This is a genomic window from Pseudomonas sp. S2_C11 (assembly GCF_054668395.1).
In genome coordinates, this window is sequence record NZ_CP162765.1 from 4,546,677 (window position 1) to 4,566,010 (window position 19,334).

Genomic DNA, 19,334 nt, shown 5'->3' on the forward strand with positions numbered 1-19,334 from the left:
GGGCGTTGCGTTTAGAGTCCGGACGCTGTGCCGTGCATTTGCATGCTACGGCCCATCGTGGCCCTTGAAGTGCGCGAGTCAGAGGCTGCGAGCAACCTGAACCTTCTCGAAGACTTCGATCTTGTCGCCGACTTTGACGTCGTTGTAGCTCTTCACGCCGATACCGCATTCCATGCCGGCACGTACTTCGGAAGCGTCATCCTTGAAGCGGCGCAGGGATTCCAGCTCGCCTTCGAAGATAACGATGTCTTCACGCAGTACACGGATCGGACGGTTACGGTGCACAACACCTTCGATCACCATGCAACCGGCGATCGCGCCAAACTTCGGCGAACGGAACACGTCACGCACTTCGGCGACACCCAGGATGTTCTCGCGAACGTCGCTGCCGAGCATGCCGGTCAGGGCTTTCTTGACGTCTTCGATGATGTCGTAGATCACGTTGTAGTAACGCATATCCAGACCTTCCTGCTCGACGATCTTGCGAGCGCCGGCATCGGCACGCACGTTGAAGCCGAACAGTACAGCGTTGGAAGCCAGTGCCAGGTTGGCGTCGGATTCGGTGATACCACCGACACCGCCACCCACGACGCGCACTTGTACTTCGTCGTTGCCCAGGCCATTCAAGGCACCGTTCAACGCTTCCAGCGAACCACGGACGTCGGATTTGAGGACGATGTTGAGCGTCTTCTTCTCGGCCTGACCCATGTTTTCGAAGATGTTTTCCAGCTTGCCGGCGTGAGCGCGAGCCAGTTTGACTTCGCGGAACTTGCCTTGACGGAACAGAGCCACTTCACGGGCTTTCTTCTCGTCGGCAACCACGCTCATCTCGTCGCCAGCGTCCGGCGTACCGTCCAGGCCGAGGATCTCGACAGGGATGGATGGACCGGCTTCCTTGATTGGCTTGCCGTTCTCGTCGAGCATGGCACGTACACGGCCGTAGTTCGAACCGACCAGGACCATGTCGCCTTGACGCAGCGTACCGTCCTGAACGAGCACGGTTGCCACCGGGCCACGACCCTTGTCGAGACGCGATTCAACCACCACACCACGGCCAGGAGCCGACGGTGTAGCTTTCAGTTCGAGAACTTCGGCCTGCAGCAGAACGGCTTCAAGCAGCTCGTCCACGCCAGTACCCATCTTCGCCGAAACCGGTACGAATGGCGTGTCGCCACCCCAGTCTTCGGAAGTCACGCCGTGAACCGACAGCTCGCTGCGGATGCGATCGAGATCGGCGCCCGGCTTGTCGATCTTGTTCACTGCAACCACCAGCGGCACGCCAGCTGCCTGCGCATGCTGAACCGCTTCGATGGTTTGCGGCATCACGCCGTCGTCCGCTGCAACCACAAGGATCACGATGTCGGTCGCCTTGGCACCACGGGCACGCATTGCGGTAAACGCAGCGTGACCCGGGGTGTCGAGGAAAGTGACCATGCCGCGATCAGTCTCAACGTGGTATGCACCGATGTGCTGGGTGATACCGCCGGCTTCGCCAGCAGCTACCTTGGCACGACGGATGTAGTCGAGCAGGGAAGTCTTACCGTGGTCAACGTGGCCCATTACGGTCACGACTGGTGCACGGGAGAACGACTCACCTTCAAACTTCAGGGACTCGGCCAGGGAATCTTCCAGAGCGGTGTCGCTGACCAGGGTCACTTTGTGGCCCAGTTCTTCGGCTACCAGTTGAGCAGTTTCCTGATCAAGCACCTGGTTGATGGTCGCTGGGGTACCCAGTTTGAACATGAACTTGATGATTTCAGCCGCTTTGACCGACATCTGATTGGCCAGATCGCCAACCGTGATGGTCTCGCCGATCTGCACATCACGCACGACAGGGCCGGTCGGGCTCTGGAAACCGTGGGCGTTGCGCTTCTTCAGCTTGGCCTTGCCGCGACCACCACGACGGAAGCCATCGCTTTCTTCGTCGGTAGTGCGTGGCGCCACACGTGGTGCCGGGGCTTTTTCTTTGACCGATGCGCGATGCGGAGCGTTTTTGCGCTCGCCATCACCGCCGCCGCTGCGACGGTTGTTATCGTCGGCACGTGGCTTGTCCGGACGGCGCTGTTCGTTCTGCTTGTTGCGAACGTCAGCCGATGGAGCAGGAGCAGCAGCCACCGGTGCGCTTTCGCGAACAGGTTCGGCAGCAGCCGGTGCCGCAACGGCGTCGCTGGCAGCGGTTTGCGCAGCAGCAGGCTGGCGACGCGCTTCTTCTTCGGCGCGTTGCTTGGCTTCTTCTTCAGCCTTCTGACGGGCAGCATTTTCTACTGCGCGACGCTCATCCAGTTCACGCTTGCGCTCGGCTTCGATTTCTTCCGGGCTGCGCTGTACGAAAACTTTCTTCTTGCGAACTTCAACGCTGATGCTCTTGCTACCAGCCACACGCAGGGTGCTGGTGGTTTTACGCTGCAGCGTGATCTTGCGTGGTTCTTCCACTTTCGCCTTGTGACTGCTCTTCAAGTGAGTCAGCAGGGATTGCTTCTCACTGTCAGTCACATTTTCGTCGGCGGCGGTGTGCGGCAGACCTGCCTCACGCATCTGCTGCAACAGGCGCTCTACCGGTGTTTTGACCTCATCGGCCAGTTGTTTCACCGTGACTTGCGTCATGCACTTCTCTCCTCAGGCCGCGCCTAATTACTCGAACCAGTGGGCTCGGGCGGCCATGATCAACTTGCCGGCACGATCATCGTCAATGCCGTCGATGTCGAGCAGGTCGTCAATAGACTGCTCGGCCAGGTCTTCGCGGGTAATTACGCCGCGCACCGCCAGTTCCATCGCCAAATCCTTGTCCATACCCTCAAGCGAGAGCAGGTCTTCGGCCGGATGGGCGTCTGCCAGCTTTTCCTCAGTAGCGATGGCTTTGGTCAACAAGCGATCCTTGGCGCGAGCACGAAGCTCGTTGACGATGTCCTCGTCAAAGCCGTCGATGTTGAGCATTTCCTCCACCGGTACGTAGGCAATCTCTTCCAGGCTGGTGAAGCCTTCATCTACCAGCACCTGAGCCAGTTCTTCGTCGACTTCCAGCTCGTCGATGAAGTTGCGCAGGATGTCGCCGGTTTCTGCTTGCTGCTTAGCCTGGATGTCCGATTCGGTCATCACGTTCAGGGTCCAGCCAGTCAACTGGCTCGCCAGACGCACGTTCTGACCACCGCGACCGATGGCCTGAGCCAGATTGTCTGCGCCAACGGCGATGTCCATGGCATGGGCATCTTCGTCAACGATAATTGCCGCAACCTCGGCCGGGGACATGGCGTTGATCACGAACTGGGCCGGGTTGTCGTCCCACAGCACGATATCAACACGCTCACCGCCCAACTCACCCGATACCGCCTGAACGCGCGAACCGCGCATACCGATACAGGCACCTTGCGGGTCGATGCGCTTGTCCTTGGAACGGACGGCGATCTTGGCACGCGAACCCGGATCACGGGAGGCGGCCATGACCTCGATGAGGCCTTCGGCGATTTCCGGCACTTCGATACGGAACAGCTCGATCAGCATTTCCGGCGCGGTACGCGACAGGATCAGCTGCGGGCCGCGGTTCTCGGTGCGGATTTCCTTGAGCAGCGCACGCAGACGCACGCCGACACGGAAGGTTTCGCGAGAAATGATGTCTTCACGGGCCAGCAATGCTTCAGCATTGTTGCCCAGATCGACGATCACGTTGTCGCGGGTAACTTTTTTCACGGTGCCAGAGATGATTTCTCCCAGGCGCTCGCGATAGGCGTCAACCACTTGAGCGCGCTCGGCTTCGCGAACTTTCTGCACGATGACCTGCTTGGCAGTCTGTGCAGCGATGCGGCCGAACTCGATGGATTCGATTTTCTCTTCGACGACGTCACCGACCTTGGCACCAGGATGCGTTTCGGCAACCTTGCTTGGCCAGGTCTCGATGGCCGGATCGTCGAGATCATTCTCTTCGACGACCGTCCAGCGACGGAAGGTTTCGTAAGAACCGGTGTGGCGGTTGATTTCCACACGCAGGTCCACTTCGTCTTCAAAACGCTTTTTGGTAGCAGTGGCCAGAGCCAGCTCCAGCGCTTCAAAAATTACGCTTGCCGGTACACCCTTTTCATTGGATACCGACTCAACAACCAGCAGTACTTCTTTGCTCATCGTACGCCTCGCCTTTCGCAAGCCATTGGATCCGCGGGATCCGCGTCTCAGTCAAAACTGGGAATAATGTTGGCCTTGTCGATCATATCGATCGGCAACAGGAACTCGTGGTCTTCTACCTGCACCACGACGTCCTGCTCTTCTACACCGCGCAGAAGGCCCTGAAAGTTGCGTCGACCTTCGAAAGGCGAGCGCAGCTTGATCTTCACTTGTTCACCGGCAAATTTGGCAAACTGCTCAAGAGTGAACAGCGGGCGCTCCATGCCAGGCGAGGAAACTTCAAGGGTGTATTCAACGGAGATTGGATCTTCAACATCCAGGACACCGCTGATCTGACGGCTGACAATGGCGCAGTCGTCCACCAGCACGCCACCCTCTTTATCGATATAAACGCGCAACATCGAGTGCCGACCCTGAGCCGAAAACTCGATACCCCAGCATTCATAGCCCAGGGCCACGACCACCGGGGCCAGCAAGGCCTGCAACTCTTCTAGCTTGCTCGACACCTGAACCCCCTAGTGCATGATATGTGCATGCTTTGCAAAATAAAAAAATGGGCATAACGCCCATCCTTGAAACGCCGTCGAACAGCGGCGTTGAAAGTATCCAGCTAACAAAAAGCCCCTTAAAAGGGGCTCCTTAAACTGGTTGCGGGGGCCGGATTTGAACCGACGACCTTCGGGTTATGAGCCCGACGAGCTACCAGACTGCTCCACCCCGCGACAAAGCTGGGGCGGAAGTATACGACCGATCCCTTTTAGGGTCAATGTAACCTTCCACCTGCAAGAAAGCCCGCAACAGCGGGCTCTCCTGACTAATTGGTACCGAGAAGGGGACTCGAACCCCTACACCCTATGGGCACAACCACCTCAAGGTTGCGTGTCTACCAATTCCACCACCTCGGCAATACTACGTTTGAAACCCTTCTTACTTCTGCTCTTGAGCTGGAGGCACGTCAGTCGCTGGAGTAGCCGACTTTTGCTCTTGAAGCACCGGGACATCATCAGAAGCCGGTTGTTGCTTAGGTACTTCCAACACTGCTGGATCTGGAAGACCTGCTTGAGTCAGCTGATGAGCTTTCTCTTTAGCAAAGTAACCTAACCCCAAGCTGGTTATGAAGAAACCGGCGGCAAGTATAGCAGTAAACTTACTAAGAAAGGTAGAGGAACCTTGGCTTCCGAACACAGTATTTGAAGCACCTGCTCCGAAAGACGCGCCAGCGTCCGCACCCTTACCCTGCTGCAGCAAAACCAGAGCAACTACGCCCAATGCACCCAGCAGATGAAAAACGACTACGACTGTTTCCAGCATTTTTTCAGTTTCCCGCGGCGCGACAAATCGCACCGAACTCATCTGCATTCAGGGAAGCTCCACCAATGAGCCCCCCATCGATATCCGGCATGCCGAACAGTTCGACCGCATTGGCCGCCTTCACGCTGCCGCCGTATAGAAGCCGCACACCTCGTGCGACTTCAGAATTCTCTGCCGCCAACTGCTCGCGAATGGCCTTATGCACATCCTGAGCCTGTTGCGGCGTTGCAGTCAGCCCGGTACCAATGGCCCAGACCGGCTCGTATGCAATCACTGCCTTGGCAAAGGCACCGACACCCAGCTCCTCGATGATGCTGCCCAGCTGACGCCCGACAACTTCAAGAGTTTTTCCGGCTTCGCGCTGCTCGAGGGTCTCCCCTACACACAACACCGGAATCAAGCCACATGCCTGTGCCGCTGCGAACTTGCGATTCAGCATCCCGTCTCGCTCGCCGAGAATCTGGCGGCGTTCGGAGTGCCCGACAAGCACCAGGGAACAACCTGCATCCACCAGTTGGCTGGGAGCAATCTCACCAGTCAACGCACCTTGCATGGCTTCCACCGCAGAATTCTGCGCGCCGACCGAAATCGACTTGCCTTTCAAGCCATCAATCACTTGATTGATATACAAGCAAGGCGGGAACACCGCGACATCAACACCGCTAGGCAAGGCCAGATGACGAAGGCCGTTGATCAGCTCAGCGACGCTGGCGCGGGTACCGTGCATCTTCCAGTTACCAGCTACCATAGGGCGACGCATGCTGTACCTCGTCGGTCAAAGTGGGCGCAGATGTTACCCAACACAATCATGGCTTGCAAGCCGTATCAGGCAGAAACTTCGGTTACCAGTTTTGCCAGCTCTTCGGCATAGCCGCGAACCTGGTTTTCGTCCTCGCCTTCGACCATTACGCGCACCAAAGGCTCTGTGCCGGACTTGCGCAGAAGCACGCGACCGCGCCCCGCCATCGCCTGAGTTACACGGGCACTGGCTTCCTTGACAGCCGGATGCTCCAGAGGGCTTTCACCGCCGCCAAAGCGAACGTTGATCAGCACCTGAGGGCACTTGCGCAACGCCTGCCGCGTTTGAGCCAGACCTTCGTTGCGGGATTTCAGAGCCATCAACACCTGCAGAGCCGCGATGATCGCGTCGCCCGTGGTGGTGTGGTTGAAGCAGACCACATGCCCGGAGTTTTCCCCACCAACGAGCCAGTTGCGCTCTTGCAGTTCGGCAATCACGTAGCGGTCACCGACATTGGCGCGAACGAACGGGATCGACAGATCCGCAAGGGCCAATTCGAGACCAAGATTGCTCATCAACGTACCGACGACGCCACCCTGCAACTTGCCACGCTCATGCAGATCGCGGGCAATGATAAACAGCAGGTCGTCACCATCAACAATGGCGCCGGTGTGATCGACCATCAGTACCCGATCGCCATCACCGTCGAAGGCGATACCCAGGTCCGCATGCTCAGCCAGAACGGCGGCCTGCAACGGCCCCATATGCGTGGAACCGCAGTTATCGTTGATGTTCAACCCATTCGGCTGGGCAGATAGCACGACAACTTCGGCACCCAGCTCACGGAAGACGCTAGGTGCAACCTTATAAGTCGCACCATGCGCGCAGTCGATGACGATCTTCAGGCCGGCGAAATTGGAGCCAGTAGGAACGCTGCTTTTGCAGAACTCGATGTAGCGACCCGATGCGTCATTGATTCGCGACACCTTGCCGATCTTGCTCGACTCGACAACGGTCATCGGCGTGTCGAGCAATTCTTCGATCATCAACTCCAACTCATCCGGCAGCTTGGTGCCTTTACCGGAGAAGAACTTGATGCCGTTGTCATCATGCGGGTTGTGCGAGGCACTTATCACGATACCGGCTTCAGCCTGGAACGTACGCGACAGATAAGCGATGGCAGGCGTCGGCATCGGGCCGAGCAGCATCACATCGGCGCCCGCCGAGGTCAGCCCGGCCTCGAGTGCCGATTCGAACATATAACCGGAGATCCGCGTGTCCTTGCCGACCAGCACCTTGCAGGCCCCCATCTTGCGGAAAGCCATACCAGCCGCCCAGCCGAGCTTGAGCATGAAGTCAGGCGTGATCGGGTATTCACCAACACGACCGCGAATGCCGTCGGTACCAAAATATTTCTTGCTCATAAGTGCTCCATCATTCTTATTCGGCTGATTCAACGGCCGCGATCATTCGCACAACATCGACGGTTTCCGCCACATCGTGGACGCGCAATATACGTGCGCCTTTAACTGACGCCAGCGCCGCCAGCGCCAGTCCGCCGTGCAGGCGCTCGCCCACGGGACGGTTCAACGCGTGGCCAATCATACTCTTGCGCGAAACACCTACCAGCAATGGCCGCCCCAGCGCATGCAGGGCCTCCATGTGTTTGAACAAGCTTAGATTGTGCTGCAGGGTCTTGGCGAAGCCGAAGCCGGGATCAAGAATGATCCGCTCGGCAGGAATGCCCGCTTGGGCGCACTGATCCATGCGCTCGGCGAGAAACTCGCCGACCTCGCGGGTGACATCCTGATACTGCGGATTATCCTGCATATCGCCCGGTTCGCCGAGCATGTGCATGAGGCAGACCGGCAATCCGGTAGCCGCCGCCGCATCCAGCGCACCATCGCGACGCAACGAACGCACATCGTTGATCAGGCCGGCACCGAGCCGTGCGGTTTCGCGCATGACTGCCGGGGTGGAAGTATCGACCGAGATGATCACATCCAGCTCGCGATTGATCAGCTCGACAATCGGCGCGACGCGCTCGAGCTCCTCCAGAGGAGAAACCGCTCGCGCGCCTGGCCGGGTCGATTCGCCGCCGACATCAATCAGCGTCGCGCCAGCCAGCACCATCGCTTCGGCATGGCGCAAAGCCGCATCGAGCTGGCTATAGCGGCCGCCGTCGGAAAAGGAATCAGGAGTGACATTGAGAATGCCCATAACATGCGTCTGGGCCAAATCAAGAACCCGGTTGCCACAAGGCAACCGGGTCAGGGACTGTACAGAAGTCATTTCAAGCCTTAAACGTCAGCAGCCGGACCGCCAATCGGTTTTTCCGGACGCTCATCCTGCACGACAGGCGGCGGAGGCGTACCGGTGCCACCCGACCAGTCGCGAGGTTCGCGAGGTGTGCGGCCGGCCATGATGTCGTCGATCTGCTCGGCATCGATGGTTTCGTACTTCATCAGCGCATCAGCCATGGCATCCAGCTTGTCACGGTTATCCGTGAGGATCTGCTTGGCGGTGCCGTAGCACTGATCAATGATGCTGCGCACTTCGGAGTCGATCAGTTTGGCTGTCTCACCGGAGAAGCTGGCAGCCTGACCACCACCGCCACGACCGAGGAACACTTCACCCTCTTCTTCGGCATACATCAGCGGACCGAGTTTTTCCGACAACCCCCATTTCGTCACCATGTTCCGGGCAATCTGACTTGCACGCATGATGTCGTTGGAGGCCCCGGTAGTCACACCATCGAAGCCCAGGGTCATTTCTTCAGCGATACGGCCACCGTACAACGAGCAGATCTGGCTGATCAGCGCACGTTTGGACAGGCTGTAGCGATCTTCTTCCGGCAGAAACATGGTCACACCCAGCGCACGACCGCGCGGAATGATAGACACCTTGTAGACCGGATCATGCTCGGGAACAACGCGACCGACAATGGCATGGCCAGCTTCGTGGTAGGCCGTGTTCTGCTTTTCTTTCTCGGACATGACCATGGATTTGCGCTCGGCGCCCATCATGATCTTGTCTTTCGCCAGTTCGAACTCTTTCATCTCGACGATGCGTTTGCCGCTACGTGCAGCGAACAACGACGCTTCGTTGACCAGGTTTGCCAGGTCAGCACCCGAGAAGCCCGGAGTACCACGTGCGATCACTGCCGGAGCAACGTCGTCGCCCATTGGCACTTTGCGCATGTGGACTTTGAGAATCTGCTCGCGACCGCGAATGTCTGGCAAGCCAACCACCACCTGACGGTCGAAACGGCCCGGACGCAGCAGCGCAGGGTCGAGTACGTCCGGACGGTTGGTCGCAGCAATCACGATGATGCCGTCATTCATTTCGAAGCCGTCCATCTCCACCAGCAACTGGTTGAGAGTCTGCTCACGTTCGTCGTGACCACCACCCATGCCGGCGCCACGATGGCGACCTACGGCATCAATTTCGTCGATGAAGATGATGCAAGGGGCGTGCTTCTTGGCCTGCTCGAACATGTCGCGGACGCGGCTGGCGCCGACACCGACGAACATTTCGACAAAGTCGGAACCGGAAATGGTGAAGAACGGCACTTTCGCTTCGCCGGCAATCGCCTTGGCCAGCAAGGTTTTACCGGTACCCGGTGGGCCGACCATCAATACGCCGCGCGGAATACGACCGCCCAGACGCTGGAATTTGCCCGGATCACGCAGGAACTCAACCAGCTCGCCGACTTCTTCCTTGGCTTCGTCGCAACCGGCAACGTCAGCCAAAGTGGTTTTCACCTGATCTTCAGAGAGCAGGCGTGCCTTGCTCTTGCCGAAGCTCATCGGCCCGCCCTTGCCACCGGCACCACCCTGCATCTGGCGCATGAAGAACATGAACACCGCGATGATCACCAGGATCGGGAAGCTGGCCACCAGGAGCTGAGTCCAGATGCTTTGCTGTTCAGGCTGCTTGCCTTCAACCACAACGTGATTGTCGACCAGATCGCCGATCAGGCCATTGTCCTGAATTGCCGGACGAATGGTCTTGAAGCTGTCGCCATCGGTGCGCTTGCCGGTAATCACATAGCCGTCAACGGCTACGCGTTCGACCTTGCCATCCTTGACCTGCTGGATGAAGTCGGAATAGTTGAGGGTCTGCGGCTCGTTAGGGCTGGAGAAGTTGTTCATCACCGTCACCAGGACTGCCGCGATGATCAACCACAGGATCAGATTCTTTGCCATATCGTTCAATTAACTACCCTCTGAAGCAAGCTCCGCTACTGGCGCGCGCTTCGCATGATATTCACCGGCCTAACTTACTACATTACCTACAACTCTGGCAGGCGCCGTCTGTAACCCTTTGTGAAACACTTTCTACACAATATTCGCTTATGCCCGCAGAGCGAAATATGAAAAACCTATCGCCCCGCCGAAAAACCTCGTTTCACGCATCACCACCGCGATAACCCCAGGCCAGCATGTACTGCTCACGGGAGCTGCCACGGGAAGAGTCTGGCTTGATCATCTGGATCTTGTCGAATTTCTTCCGAGCATCCTTCAGATAAACGTCGAAGCCCTCGCCCTGGAAAATCTTGATGACGAAGTTGCCACCGGGCTTGAGGATCCGTTCCGCCAGGTCCAGCGCCAGCTCGCACAGGAACATGGCCTTGGGCATATCCACTTCGGGCGTACCACTCATATTGGGGGCCATATCGGAAATCACAAGGTCCACCTGCGAATTACCCACGGCCTCCAGGATTTCAGCGAGCACCGAGTCCTCCGTGAAGTCGCCCTGGATAAAATGCACGTCCGGAATGCTGTCCATTTCCAGGATGTCCGAAGCGATCAGACGCCCTTGGCCACCGATGAGCCGACTGGTCACCTGCGACCAGCCACCCGGCGCCGCGCCGAGGTCGACCACGCTCATGCCCGGACGGATCAATTTGTATTTTTCCTGGATCTCGAGCAGCTTGTAACTTGCACGCGAGCGGTAGCCATCCTTCTGCGCCTGCTTCACATAAGGATCGTTGACATGTCTTTTCAGCCAACCAAGGCTTGTCTTGGAACGCGCCATTGGGCACCTCGATGATTAGGGTCGTGATTAGTTGGGCGGATCCACGAACCCTCGGGTAAAATGGCCGCCATTTTACAGAATCCAGACGAAAGGGTCAGATTATGCCGCTCACTCCAGAGCAGAAGAAACAGTACAAATCCATCGGCCACCACCTCAAACCAGTGTTGACGGTGGCGGACAACGGTTTGACTGAAGGTGTTTTAGCCGAACTTGAACGCGCCTTGGCCGATCACGAGCTGATCAAGATCAAGCTCAATATCCTTGATCGCGAGTCGCGCCTCGCGCACATCGCCGAGCTGTGCAAGGTCGGCAAAGCGGACCTGGTTCAGGTCATCGGCAAGATGGCTCTGGTCTACCGCAAGAACTTCAGCGTCAACAAGCAGCTGTCGAACGTTCATCGCTTCAAGTGATGCGCAGGGTCAAGGGTGTGCTTCGCGCACCCTGCCACCCCATCCCGGCACCGGCTGCATGACCAGCACCAGCCCGGAAAATCCCAGCACCAGATAACTGAATACCTGCCAGCGCTGCGCATCCGGCCAGCCGACACGCACAGCGACATACATCGCGCACGCGTACAACGCCATCAACAGCACCTGCCCGCGAAAATCCCGCCATAGACTGGCAAGGCCCTCGGCCTGTACCAGCACCAAAGTCTGAAAGATCACGCACAGAGCGGCGAATCCCACCACCAGCACTTCGAAAGCACTGGCCACTTCGTCGATCAACAGCGGCGCCAGACCGATCCGGCCCAGCGCCGGCTGCAAACCGACATGAATCAACCATAGGCCACCGACCCAAAGCATCTGGGTCAGTTGCCAAAGCATGGCGCCCGCATGCAGCGGGCGCCTTCTTTCAGATGTGACGAACTTCGACAATCTCGTACTCGATCACGCCGCTTGGCGTTTTGACGGCGACAACGTCACCCTCTTCCTTACCAATCAAGGCGCGGGCCAGCGGCGAACCGACGGAGATCTTGCCGAGTTTGAAGTCAGCCTCATCCTCACCCACGATGTGGTAAGTGACGCTTTCATCAGTCTCGACGTTGGCGATCTCGACGGTGGTACCGAAAATCACTTTACCGGTGTGAGGAATGGTCGTGACGTCGATGATGACCTGATTCTGAATCCGGCCCTCGATATCACGAATACGCGCTTCGACCATGCCTTGCTGTTCGCGGGCAGCATGGTATTCAGCGTTTTCCTTCAAGTCACCCAACTCGCGGGCCGTACCGATGTCCTGGCTGAGCTTCGGACGGACGACCTTGGTCAGGTGAGCATGCTCCTCTTCCAGGGCGCGAGCGCCCTGAACAGTCATTGGGTACTTGGTTATGCTCATGCCTTCAATCCTGCGTGTAGATCCTGCAAGCGGCGCACGGTCTTTTCCGGACCGAACTTCAGCGCTTCGCAGATCGCTTCGCCCGCAGCAATAGTGGTGGTGCAGTAGATCTTGTGCTGCAGGGCGTTGCGACGAATGGAGTACGAATCGGCGATCGACTGACGACCCTCGGTGGTGTTGATGATCAGCGTGACTTCGTCATTCTTGATCATGTCGACCACGTGCGGACGACCCTCGGTCACCTTGTTCACGCGGCGCACTTTCAGGCCTGCGGCTTCGATCAGCTTGGCAGTGCCGGCAGTGGCGACCACTTCGAAGCCCAAGTTGATCAGATCACGGGCCACGCCTGCAACCAGTGGCTTGTCGTCATCGCGCACGCTGATGAACGCGGTACCGCCGGTCGGCAGAACTTCGCTGGCACCCATCTGCGCCTTGGCGAATGCTTCGCCGAAGGTATCGCCGACACCCATCACTTCACCGGTCGACTTCATCTCTGGGCCGAGGATCGGGTCAACGCCAGGGAACTTGGCGAACGGGAACACCGCTTCTTTAACGCTGTAGAAGTTCGGGATGATTTCTTTGGTGAAGCCGATTTCCTTCAGGGTCTTACCGGCCATCACGCGCGCAGCGATCATCGCCAGGGAGACACCGATGCACTTGGAAACGAACGGCACGGTACGCGAGGCGCGCGGGTTGACTTCGATGACGTAGATGTCTTCGCCCTGCAAAGCCAACTGCACGTTCATCAGGCCGACAACGCCCAGTTCCAGAGCCATTTTCTTGACCTGTTCGCGCATCTCGTCCTGGATGTGTGCCGGCAGCGAGTACGGCGGCAGCGAGCAAGCGGAGTCACCGGAGTGAACGCCCGCCTGTTCGATGTGCTGCATGATCGCGCCGATCACTACATCTTTGCCGTCGCAGACCGCATCCACGTCCATTTCGATGGCGCAGTTGAGGAAGTGGTCGAGCAGCACCGGGCTGTCGTTGGACACTTGCACCGCGTCACGCAGATAGCGCTTGAGTTCGTCTTCCTTGTAAACGATTTCCATCGCACGGCCGCCCAACACGTAGGACGGGCGCACCACCAGCGGATAACCGATCTTCGCCGCAGCACGAACGGCTTCGTCTTCGCTGCGCACAGTGGCGTTTGGCGGCTGACGCAGGTTCAGACGCTCGACCATTTGCTGGAAGCGCTCACGGTCTTCGGCGCGGTCGATGGCGTCAGGGCTGGTGCCGATGATCGGCACGCCAGCAGCTTCCAGAGCACGAGCCAGTTTCAGCGGAGTCTGGCCGCCGTACTGGACGATCACGCCTTTCGGCTTCTCGACGCGGCAGATTTCCAGTACGTCTTCCAGGGTTACCGGCTCGAAGTACAGACGATCGGAAGTGTCGTAGTCGGTGGAAACGGTTTCCGGGTTGCAGTTGACCATGATGGTTTCGTAGCCGTCTTCGCGCAGGGCGAGCGCAGCGTGAACGCAGCAGTAGTCGAACTCGATGCCTTGGCCGATACGGTTCGGACCGCCGCCCAGAATCATGATTTTGTCGCGACCCGACGGCGCTGCCTCGCACTCTTCCTCGTAGGTCGAGTACAGGTAAGCGGTGTCGGTAGCGAACTCGGCGGCGCAGGTGTCAACGCGCTTGTAGACCGGGAACACTTCCAGCTTCTGACGATGCGTACGCAGGTTTTTCTCGGTGACGCCCAGCAGTTTCGCCAGACGCTGATCGGAGAAGCCTTTGCGCTTGAGCTTGAACATCAGGTCGCGGTCGATCGAGGACAGACCGAGGGTCTTGACCTTCTCTTCGTCCTTGATCAGGTCTTCGATCTGCACCAGGAACCACGGGTCGATCATATTCATGCCGAAGATGTCTTCGACCGACAGACCGGCGCGGAAGGCGTCAGCCACGTACCAGATACGCTCGGCGCCCGGCACGGTCAGTTCGCGCTTGAGCACGCTCATGCTGTCCGGGTTGCTCAGATCGAGCTTCTCGTCCAGACCGCAAACGCCGACTTCCAGACCGCGCAGGGCTTTCTGCAGGGATTCCTGGAAGGTCCGGCCGATGGCCATGACTTCACCGACCGACTTCATTTGCGTGGTCAGGCGCGCGTCAGCCTTGGCGAATTTCTCGAAGGCGAAGCGTGGCAGCTTGGTAACGACGTAGTCGATCGACGGTTCGAAGGACGCCGGGGTCTTGCCGCCGGTGATGTCGTTCGACAGCTCATCAAGGGTGTAGCCCACAGCCAGTTTGGCCGCGACCTTGGCGATCGGGAAACCGGTGGCTTTCGAAGCCAGTGCCGAGGAACGCGAAACACGCGGGTTCATTTCGATCACGACCATACGGCCAGTGTTCGGGCAGATACCGAATTGAACGTTGGAACCACCGGTCTCGACGCCGATCTCGCGCAGTACCGCCAGCGAGGCGTTACGCAGGATCTGGTATTCCTTGTCGGTCAGCGTCTGGGCTGGAGCTACGGTGATCGAGTCGCCGGTGTGCACGCCCATCGGGTCGAAGTTTTCGATCGAGCAGACGATGATGCAGTTGTCCTTTTTGTCGCGGACAACTTCCATCTCATATTCTTTCCAGCCGATCAGCGATTCGTCGATCAGCAGCTCTTTGGTCGGCGACAGGTCCAGGCCACGGGCGCAGATTTCTTCGAACTCTTCACGGTTGTAAGCGATACCACCACCGGTGCCGCCCATGGTGAAGGACGGACGGATGATGCACGGGAAACCGAGGGTTTCGAGGACCGCGTTGGCTTCTTCCATGCTGTGGGCGATGCCGGAACGCGGGCACGCCAGGCCGATGGATTTCATCGCCTTGTCGAAACGCGAACGGTCTTCAGCCTTGTCGATGGTGTCGGCGTTGGCACCGATCATCTCTACGCCGAACTTCTCGAGAACGCCTTCGCGCTCCAGGTCCAGGGCGCAGTTCAGAGCGGTCTGGCCGCCCATGGTTGGCAGCACGGCGTCCGGACGCTCTTTTTCGATGATCTTGGCCACGGTCTGCCACTTGATCGGTTCGATGTAGGTGGCGTCGGCCATGTCCGGGTCGGTCATGATGGTGGCCGGGTTGGAGTTCACCAGGATGACGCGGTAACCCTCTTCGCGCAGGGCCTTGCAGGCCTGGGCGCCGGAGTAGTCGAATTCGCAGGCCTGGCCGATCACGATCGGGCCAGCGCCGAGAATCAGGATGCTTTTAATGTCTGTACGTTTTGGCATGGTTTGTCACTCAAATCCGCAGGTCAGTCGGCAAGCCGTCTTGATCGATTTCTGAAGTCCCGAAGGGGCCGCCGGAACCGGGGCCGCCCTCGAGGGCTTCTCTCTACAGTCTCAAGGCGAACGCTTAGCGTCGCTTGGCCATCTCGTTGATGAAGCGGTCGAACAGTGGCGCGACATCGTTCGGGCCAGGGCTCGCTTCAGGGTGACCCTGGAAGCTGAACGCGCTCTTGTCGGTGCGCTCGATGCCTTGCAGGGTGCCGTCGAACAGCGATTTGTGGATCGCGCGCACGTTGGCTGGCAGGGTGGCTTCGTCTACCGCAAAACCGTGGTTCTGGCTGGTGATCATCACCACGCCTGTATCCAGATCCTGCACCGGGTGGTTGGCACCGTGGTGGCCGTGGCCCATTTTCAGGGTCTTGGCGCCGGAGGCCAGAGCCAGCAACTGGTGACCGAGGCAGATGCCGAATACCGGCGTCTCGGTTTCCAGCACTTCCTTGATCGCCTGGATCGCGTAGTCGCATGGCTCCGGATCACCAGGGCCGTTGGACAGGAACACGCCGTCCGGCTTCAGCGCCAGCACATCGGCGGCTGGAGTCTGCGCCGGCACCACGGTGACGCGGCAGCCGCGCTCGACCAGCATGCGCAGGATGTTGACCTTGACGCCGTAGTCGTAGGCGACCACGTGGTATGGCAGTTCGGAGGCTTCGATGGTCGCGTGGCTGTCGGTTTTCAGATCCCAGACAGTCGAGCGCCATTCGTACTGGGTCTTGGTGCTGACGACTTTCGCCAGGTCCATGCCCTTCAGGCCCGGGAAGCCTTGCGCAGCGGCGATGGCTGCTTCTTCGGAGATGTTGTCGCCGGCCATGATGCAGCCGTTCTGAGCGCCTTTTTCACGCAGGATGCGGGTCAGGCGACGGGTGTCGATACCGGCGATTGCCACTACATTGTTGGCTTTCAGGTAATCAGACAGGGACATCGTGTTGCGCCAGTTGCTCGCTACCAGCGGCAGGTCACGGATGACCAGGCCAGCGGACCAGACGCGGTCGGACTCGGCGTCTTCCGGCGTGGTGCCGGTGTTGCCGATGTGCGGGTAAGTCAGGGTAACGATCTGCTGGGCGTAGGAAGGATCGGTAAGGATTTCCTGATAGCCGGTCATTGCGGTGTTGAACACCACCTCACCAACGGTCTGACCGTCGGCTCCAATGGCTTCGCCGCGAAAAATGCTGCCATCAGCAAGGGCGAGTATGGCTGGCTTAGTCAAGAAGACCTCCCGTAAATAACGCATGAAAGGGCAATCGCAGGTTGTAAAAAAGCGGAGTGACGTATGGACACGTCACCCCGCTTCTTCACTGAAATTATTCTGCGCGCTTTTAGTGGACACACTAAAGCTGTAGCTTACAGAAAAGGGCGTTTTTGGTCCACCGCTAAAGAGCCTTAAAGGCCGGAGAATGCGACAGGTCGTCGCCAAGCGGTAAAAACCGGCGCAAAACGGGACGTTTGCGCCGGGTTCAGCAACGACTCAACGCAGGTCGAGCACGTCTTGCATGTCGTACAGGCCCGGCTCGCGACCATCCAGCCACAGCGCCGCACGCACCGCGCCCTTGGCGAAGGTCATGCGGCTCGATGCCTTGTGGGTAATCTCGACGCGCTCGCCATCGGCAGCGAACAGCACGGTGTGATCACCGACGATATCGCCAGCGCGCACGGTGGCGAAACCAATGGTTTCACGCTCCCGCGCACCAGTCTGGCCCTCGCGACCGTAGACCGCGACCTTCTTCAGATCACGCCCCAAGGCATCGGCAATCACTTCACCCATGCGCACCGCGGTACCGGAGGGAGCATCGACCTTGTGGCGGTGATGGGCCTCCATGATCTCGATATCGACATCGTCGCCCAGCACGCGCGCAGCGGTGTCGAGCAACTTCAGGCACAGGTTGACGCCGACGCTGAAGTTGGCGGCGAAGACGATCGGAATGTCCTTGCCCGCATCGGCCAGCAATTGCTTCTCTTCAACACTGAAACCGGTGGTGCCGATGATCATCGCTTTGCCGTGCTTGCGGCAGAACGCGAGATTCTTCAGGGTCACGGTCGGGTGAGTGAAGTCGATCAACACATCGAACTCTTCAACCACACGATCCAGATCACCGGACAGCGGCACGCCTATACGGCCCAGCGCTGCCAGCTCACCGGCATCCGCGCCGACCAGCGTGCTGTCGGGACGATCGACCGCCGCCGTCAGACCGGCGCCCGGCGTCTGCTGCACCGCTTCAATCAGGGTCTTGCCCATGCGCCCGGCGGCGCCCATCACTGCAATACGTCGCATGCCGACTCCTTACAAATCGCCGAAGAAACGCTTCACACCGTCGAACCAACCGGTGGTTTTCGGCGAGTGGCTGTTGTCGTCGGCCAGGGAGCTGCGGAATTCTTCCAGCAGTTCACGCTGACGACGGTTGAGGTTGACCGGCGTTTCCACAGCGACACGGCACATCAGGTCGCCGGCACCGCCGCCACGCACTGGCGCAACGCCCTTGCCGCGTACGCGGAATTGCTTGCCGGTCTGCGTGCCTTCAGGGATTTTCAGTTTGACGCGACCGTCGAGGGTCGGAATCTCCAACTCGCCGCCCAGTGCAGCGTCGACGAAGCTGATCGGCACTTCGCAGAACAGATGCTTGCCGTCACGCTGGAAGATGTCGTGTTCGCGCACATTGATCACAACGTACAGGTCGCCAGTCGGCCCGCCCTGGGTACCCGCCTCGCCTTCGCCGGACAGACGAATGCGGTCGCCAGTATCAACACCGGCAGGCACTTTGACCGACAGGGTTTTGTACTCTTCGACACGACCGTCGCCGTGGCAGGAGTCGCACGGATCGGAAATGATCTTGCCCTGGCCATGGCAGCGCGGGCAGGTCTGCTGCACCGAGAAAAAGCCCTGCTGCATGCGCACCTGACCGATGCCGCCGCAGGTCGGGCACGTCGTCGGCGACGAGCCTTTCTTGGCGCCGGAACCATCGCACGGTTTGCAGTTGACCAGTGTCGGAACGCGGATATTCACCGACGTACCGCGCACCGCTTCTTCCAGATTCAGTTCCAGGGTGTAGCGCAGATCGCTGCCACGCTGAGCGCCGCCACGGGCACCGCCGCGACCGCCACCGAAGAAATCACTGAAGACATCGCCGAAGATGTCCGAGAAGTTCTGGCCACCGAAACCGGCACCGCCGCCACCCATGCTCGGATCGACGCCGGCATGACCATACTGGTCGTATGCGGCGCGCTTGCTGGCGTCGGACAACACTTCATAGGCCTCGTTGGCCTCTTTGAATGCTTCTTCCGAAGCTTTGTCGCCGGGATTACGGTCGGGGTGGTGCTTCATGGCCAGGCGGCGATAGGCCTTCTTCAGGTCCGCTTCGCTCGTGCCCCGCTCGACACCCAATACTTCGTAATAGTCACGCTTTGCCATAAGTTCTTTGCACTCTTAAGGACGTTCGGCAAACCCCTCCTGAGCCTCGCCAAACTCGTTGAGCCCCCATTAAGGCCCGGACCCAACTCACGTCAATTCAACGATCCTGGTCTTGATTGAT

Annotated in this window: 16 protein-coding genes and 2 tRNA genes; 1 reads left to right on the top strand and 17 read right to left on the bottom strand. The window is 58.9% G+C overall.

What is annotated here, in order from left to right; translation table 11 throughout:
- Positions 1 to 78 precede the first annotated feature (78 nt).
- The 11 genes from infB to rlmE form a co-directional block, all read right to left on the bottom strand.
- On the bottom strand, positions 79 to 2,604 hold the full coding sequence (gene infB / locus AB4N48_RS20600; RefSeq protein ID WP_041477933.1) for a translation initiation factor IF-2: 2,526 nt from the start codon (positions 2,602 to 2,604) through the stop codon (positions 79 to 81).
- A gap of 27 nt (positions 2,605 to 2,631) precedes the next feature.
- Positions 2,632 to 4,113: a transcription termination factor NusA gene (gene nusA / locus AB4N48_RS20605; RefSeq protein ID WP_024011569.1), complete on the bottom strand. Its 1,482-nt coding sequence runs from the start codon at positions 4,111 to 4,113 to the stop codon at positions 2,632 to 2,634.
- A 47-nt stretch (positions 4,114 to 4,160) separates the two neighbouring features.
- Positions 4,161 to 4,619 (bottom strand): ribosome maturation factor RimP, encoded by a 459-nt coding sequence (gene rimP, locus AB4N48_RS20610; RefSeq protein WP_007973115.1) that lies wholly within the window; start codon positions 4,617 to 4,619, stop codon positions 4,161 to 4,163.
- A 139-nt stretch (positions 4,620 to 4,758) separates the two neighbouring features.
- Positions 4,759 to 4,835 (bottom strand) — tRNA-Met (locus AB4N48_RS20615).
- Positions 4,836 to 4,932: 97 nt separating this feature from the next.
- Positions 4,933 to 5,018, bottom strand: a tRNA-Leu gene (locus tag AB4N48_RS20620).
- Positions 5,019 to 5,040: 22 nt separating this feature from the next.
- Positions 5,041 to 5,424, bottom strand: coding sequence for a preprotein translocase subunit SecG (secG, locus tag AB4N48_RS20625; protein ID WP_016771756.1), 384 nt, complete (start codon positions 5,422 to 5,424; stop codon positions 5,041 to 5,043).
- Positions 5,425 to 5,428: 4 nt separating this feature from the next.
- Positions 5,429 to 6,184 (bottom strand): triose-phosphate isomerase, encoded by a 756-nt coding sequence (gene tpiA, locus AB4N48_RS20630; protein ID WP_041477932.1) that lies wholly within the window; start codon positions 6,182 to 6,184, stop codon positions 5,429 to 5,431.
- A gap of 65 nt (positions 6,185 to 6,249) precedes the next feature.
- Complete coding sequence (gene glmM / locus AB4N48_RS20635) at positions 6,250 to 7,587, bottom strand: phosphoglucosamine mutase (RefSeq protein ID WP_041477931.1); 1,338 nt, start codon at positions 7,585 to 7,587, stop codon at positions 6,250 to 6,252.
- Positions 7,588 to 7,603: 16 nt separating this feature from the next.
- On the bottom strand, positions 7,604 to 8,455 hold the full coding sequence (folP, locus tag AB4N48_RS20640; protein ID WP_056782869.1) for a dihydropteroate synthase: 852 nt from the start codon (positions 8,453 to 8,455) through the stop codon (positions 7,604 to 7,606).
- A gap of 8 nt (positions 8,456 to 8,463) precedes the next feature.
- Positions 8,464 to 10,371: an ATP-dependent zinc metalloprotease FtsH gene (gene ftsH, locus AB4N48_RS20645; RefSeq protein ID WP_016771759.1), complete on the bottom strand. Its 1,908-nt coding sequence runs from the start codon at positions 10,369 to 10,371 to the stop codon at positions 8,464 to 8,466.
- A 202-nt stretch (positions 10,372 to 10,573) separates the two neighbouring features.
- The gene (gene rlmE / locus AB4N48_RS20650; RefSeq protein WP_016771760.1) at positions 10,574 to 11,203 is read right to left on the bottom strand and encodes a 23S rRNA (uridine(2552)-2'-O)-methyltransferase RlmE; all 630 of its coding nucleotides are present in this window, start codon (positions 11,201 to 11,203) and stop codon (positions 10,574 to 10,576) included.
- 101 nt (positions 11,204 to 11,304) lie between these two features.
- On the opposite strand from rlmE, the gene AB4N48_RS20655 reads away from it, so the two are divergent.
- Positions 11,305 to 11,613: a YhbY family RNA-binding protein gene (locus AB4N48_RS20655; RefSeq protein WP_003221534.1), complete on the top strand. Its 309-nt coding sequence runs from the start codon at positions 11,305 to 11,307 to the stop codon at positions 11,611 to 11,613.
- A 9-nt stretch (positions 11,614 to 11,622) separates the two neighbouring features.
- On the opposite strand, the gene AB4N48_RS20660 is transcribed toward AB4N48_RS20655, so the two are convergent.
- The 6 genes from AB4N48_RS20660 to dnaJ all read right to left on the bottom strand — a co-directional run bounded on the left by AB4N48_RS20660 (position 11,623) and on the right by dnaJ (position 19,213).
- The gene (locus tag AB4N48_RS20660; protein ID WP_460094234.1) at positions 11,623 to 12,027 is read right to left on the bottom strand and encodes an MFS transporter; all 405 of its coding nucleotides are present in this window, start codon (positions 12,025 to 12,027) and stop codon (positions 11,623 to 11,625) included.
- Positions 12,028 to 12,055: 28 nt separating this feature from the next.
- Complete coding sequence (greA, locus tag AB4N48_RS20665; protein ID WP_038861135.1) at positions 12,056 to 12,532, bottom strand: transcription elongation factor GreA; 477 nt, start codon at positions 12,530 to 12,532, stop codon at positions 12,056 to 12,058.
- A gap of 2 nt (positions 12,533 to 12,534) precedes the next feature.
- Complete coding sequence (gene carB / locus AB4N48_RS20670; RefSeq protein ID WP_016771764.1) at positions 12,535 to 15,756, bottom strand: carbamoyl-phosphate synthase large subunit; 3,222 nt, start codon at positions 15,754 to 15,756, stop codon at positions 12,535 to 12,537.
- A gap of 124 nt (positions 15,757 to 15,880) precedes the next feature.
- Positions 15,881 to 17,017: a glutamine-hydrolyzing carbamoyl-phosphate synthase small subunit gene (gene carA, locus AB4N48_RS20675; protein WP_016771765.1), complete on the bottom strand. Its 1,137-nt coding sequence runs from the start codon at positions 17,015 to 17,017 to the stop codon at positions 15,881 to 15,883.
- 258 nt (positions 17,018 to 17,275) lie between these two features.
- Positions 17,276 to 18,079 (bottom strand): 4-hydroxy-tetrahydrodipicolinate reductase, encoded by an 804-nt coding sequence (gene dapB / locus AB4N48_RS20680; protein ID WP_041477928.1) that lies wholly within the window; start codon positions 18,077 to 18,079, stop codon positions 17,276 to 17,278.
- Positions 18,080 to 18,088: 9 nt separating this feature from the next.
- The gene (gene dnaJ / locus AB4N48_RS20685) at positions 18,089 to 19,213 is read right to left on the bottom strand and encodes a molecular chaperone DnaJ (RefSeq protein WP_016771767.1); all 1,125 of its coding nucleotides are present in this window, start codon (positions 19,211 to 19,213) and stop codon (positions 18,089 to 18,091) included.
- Between the last annotated feature and the right edge of the window lie 121 nt (positions 19,214 to 19,334).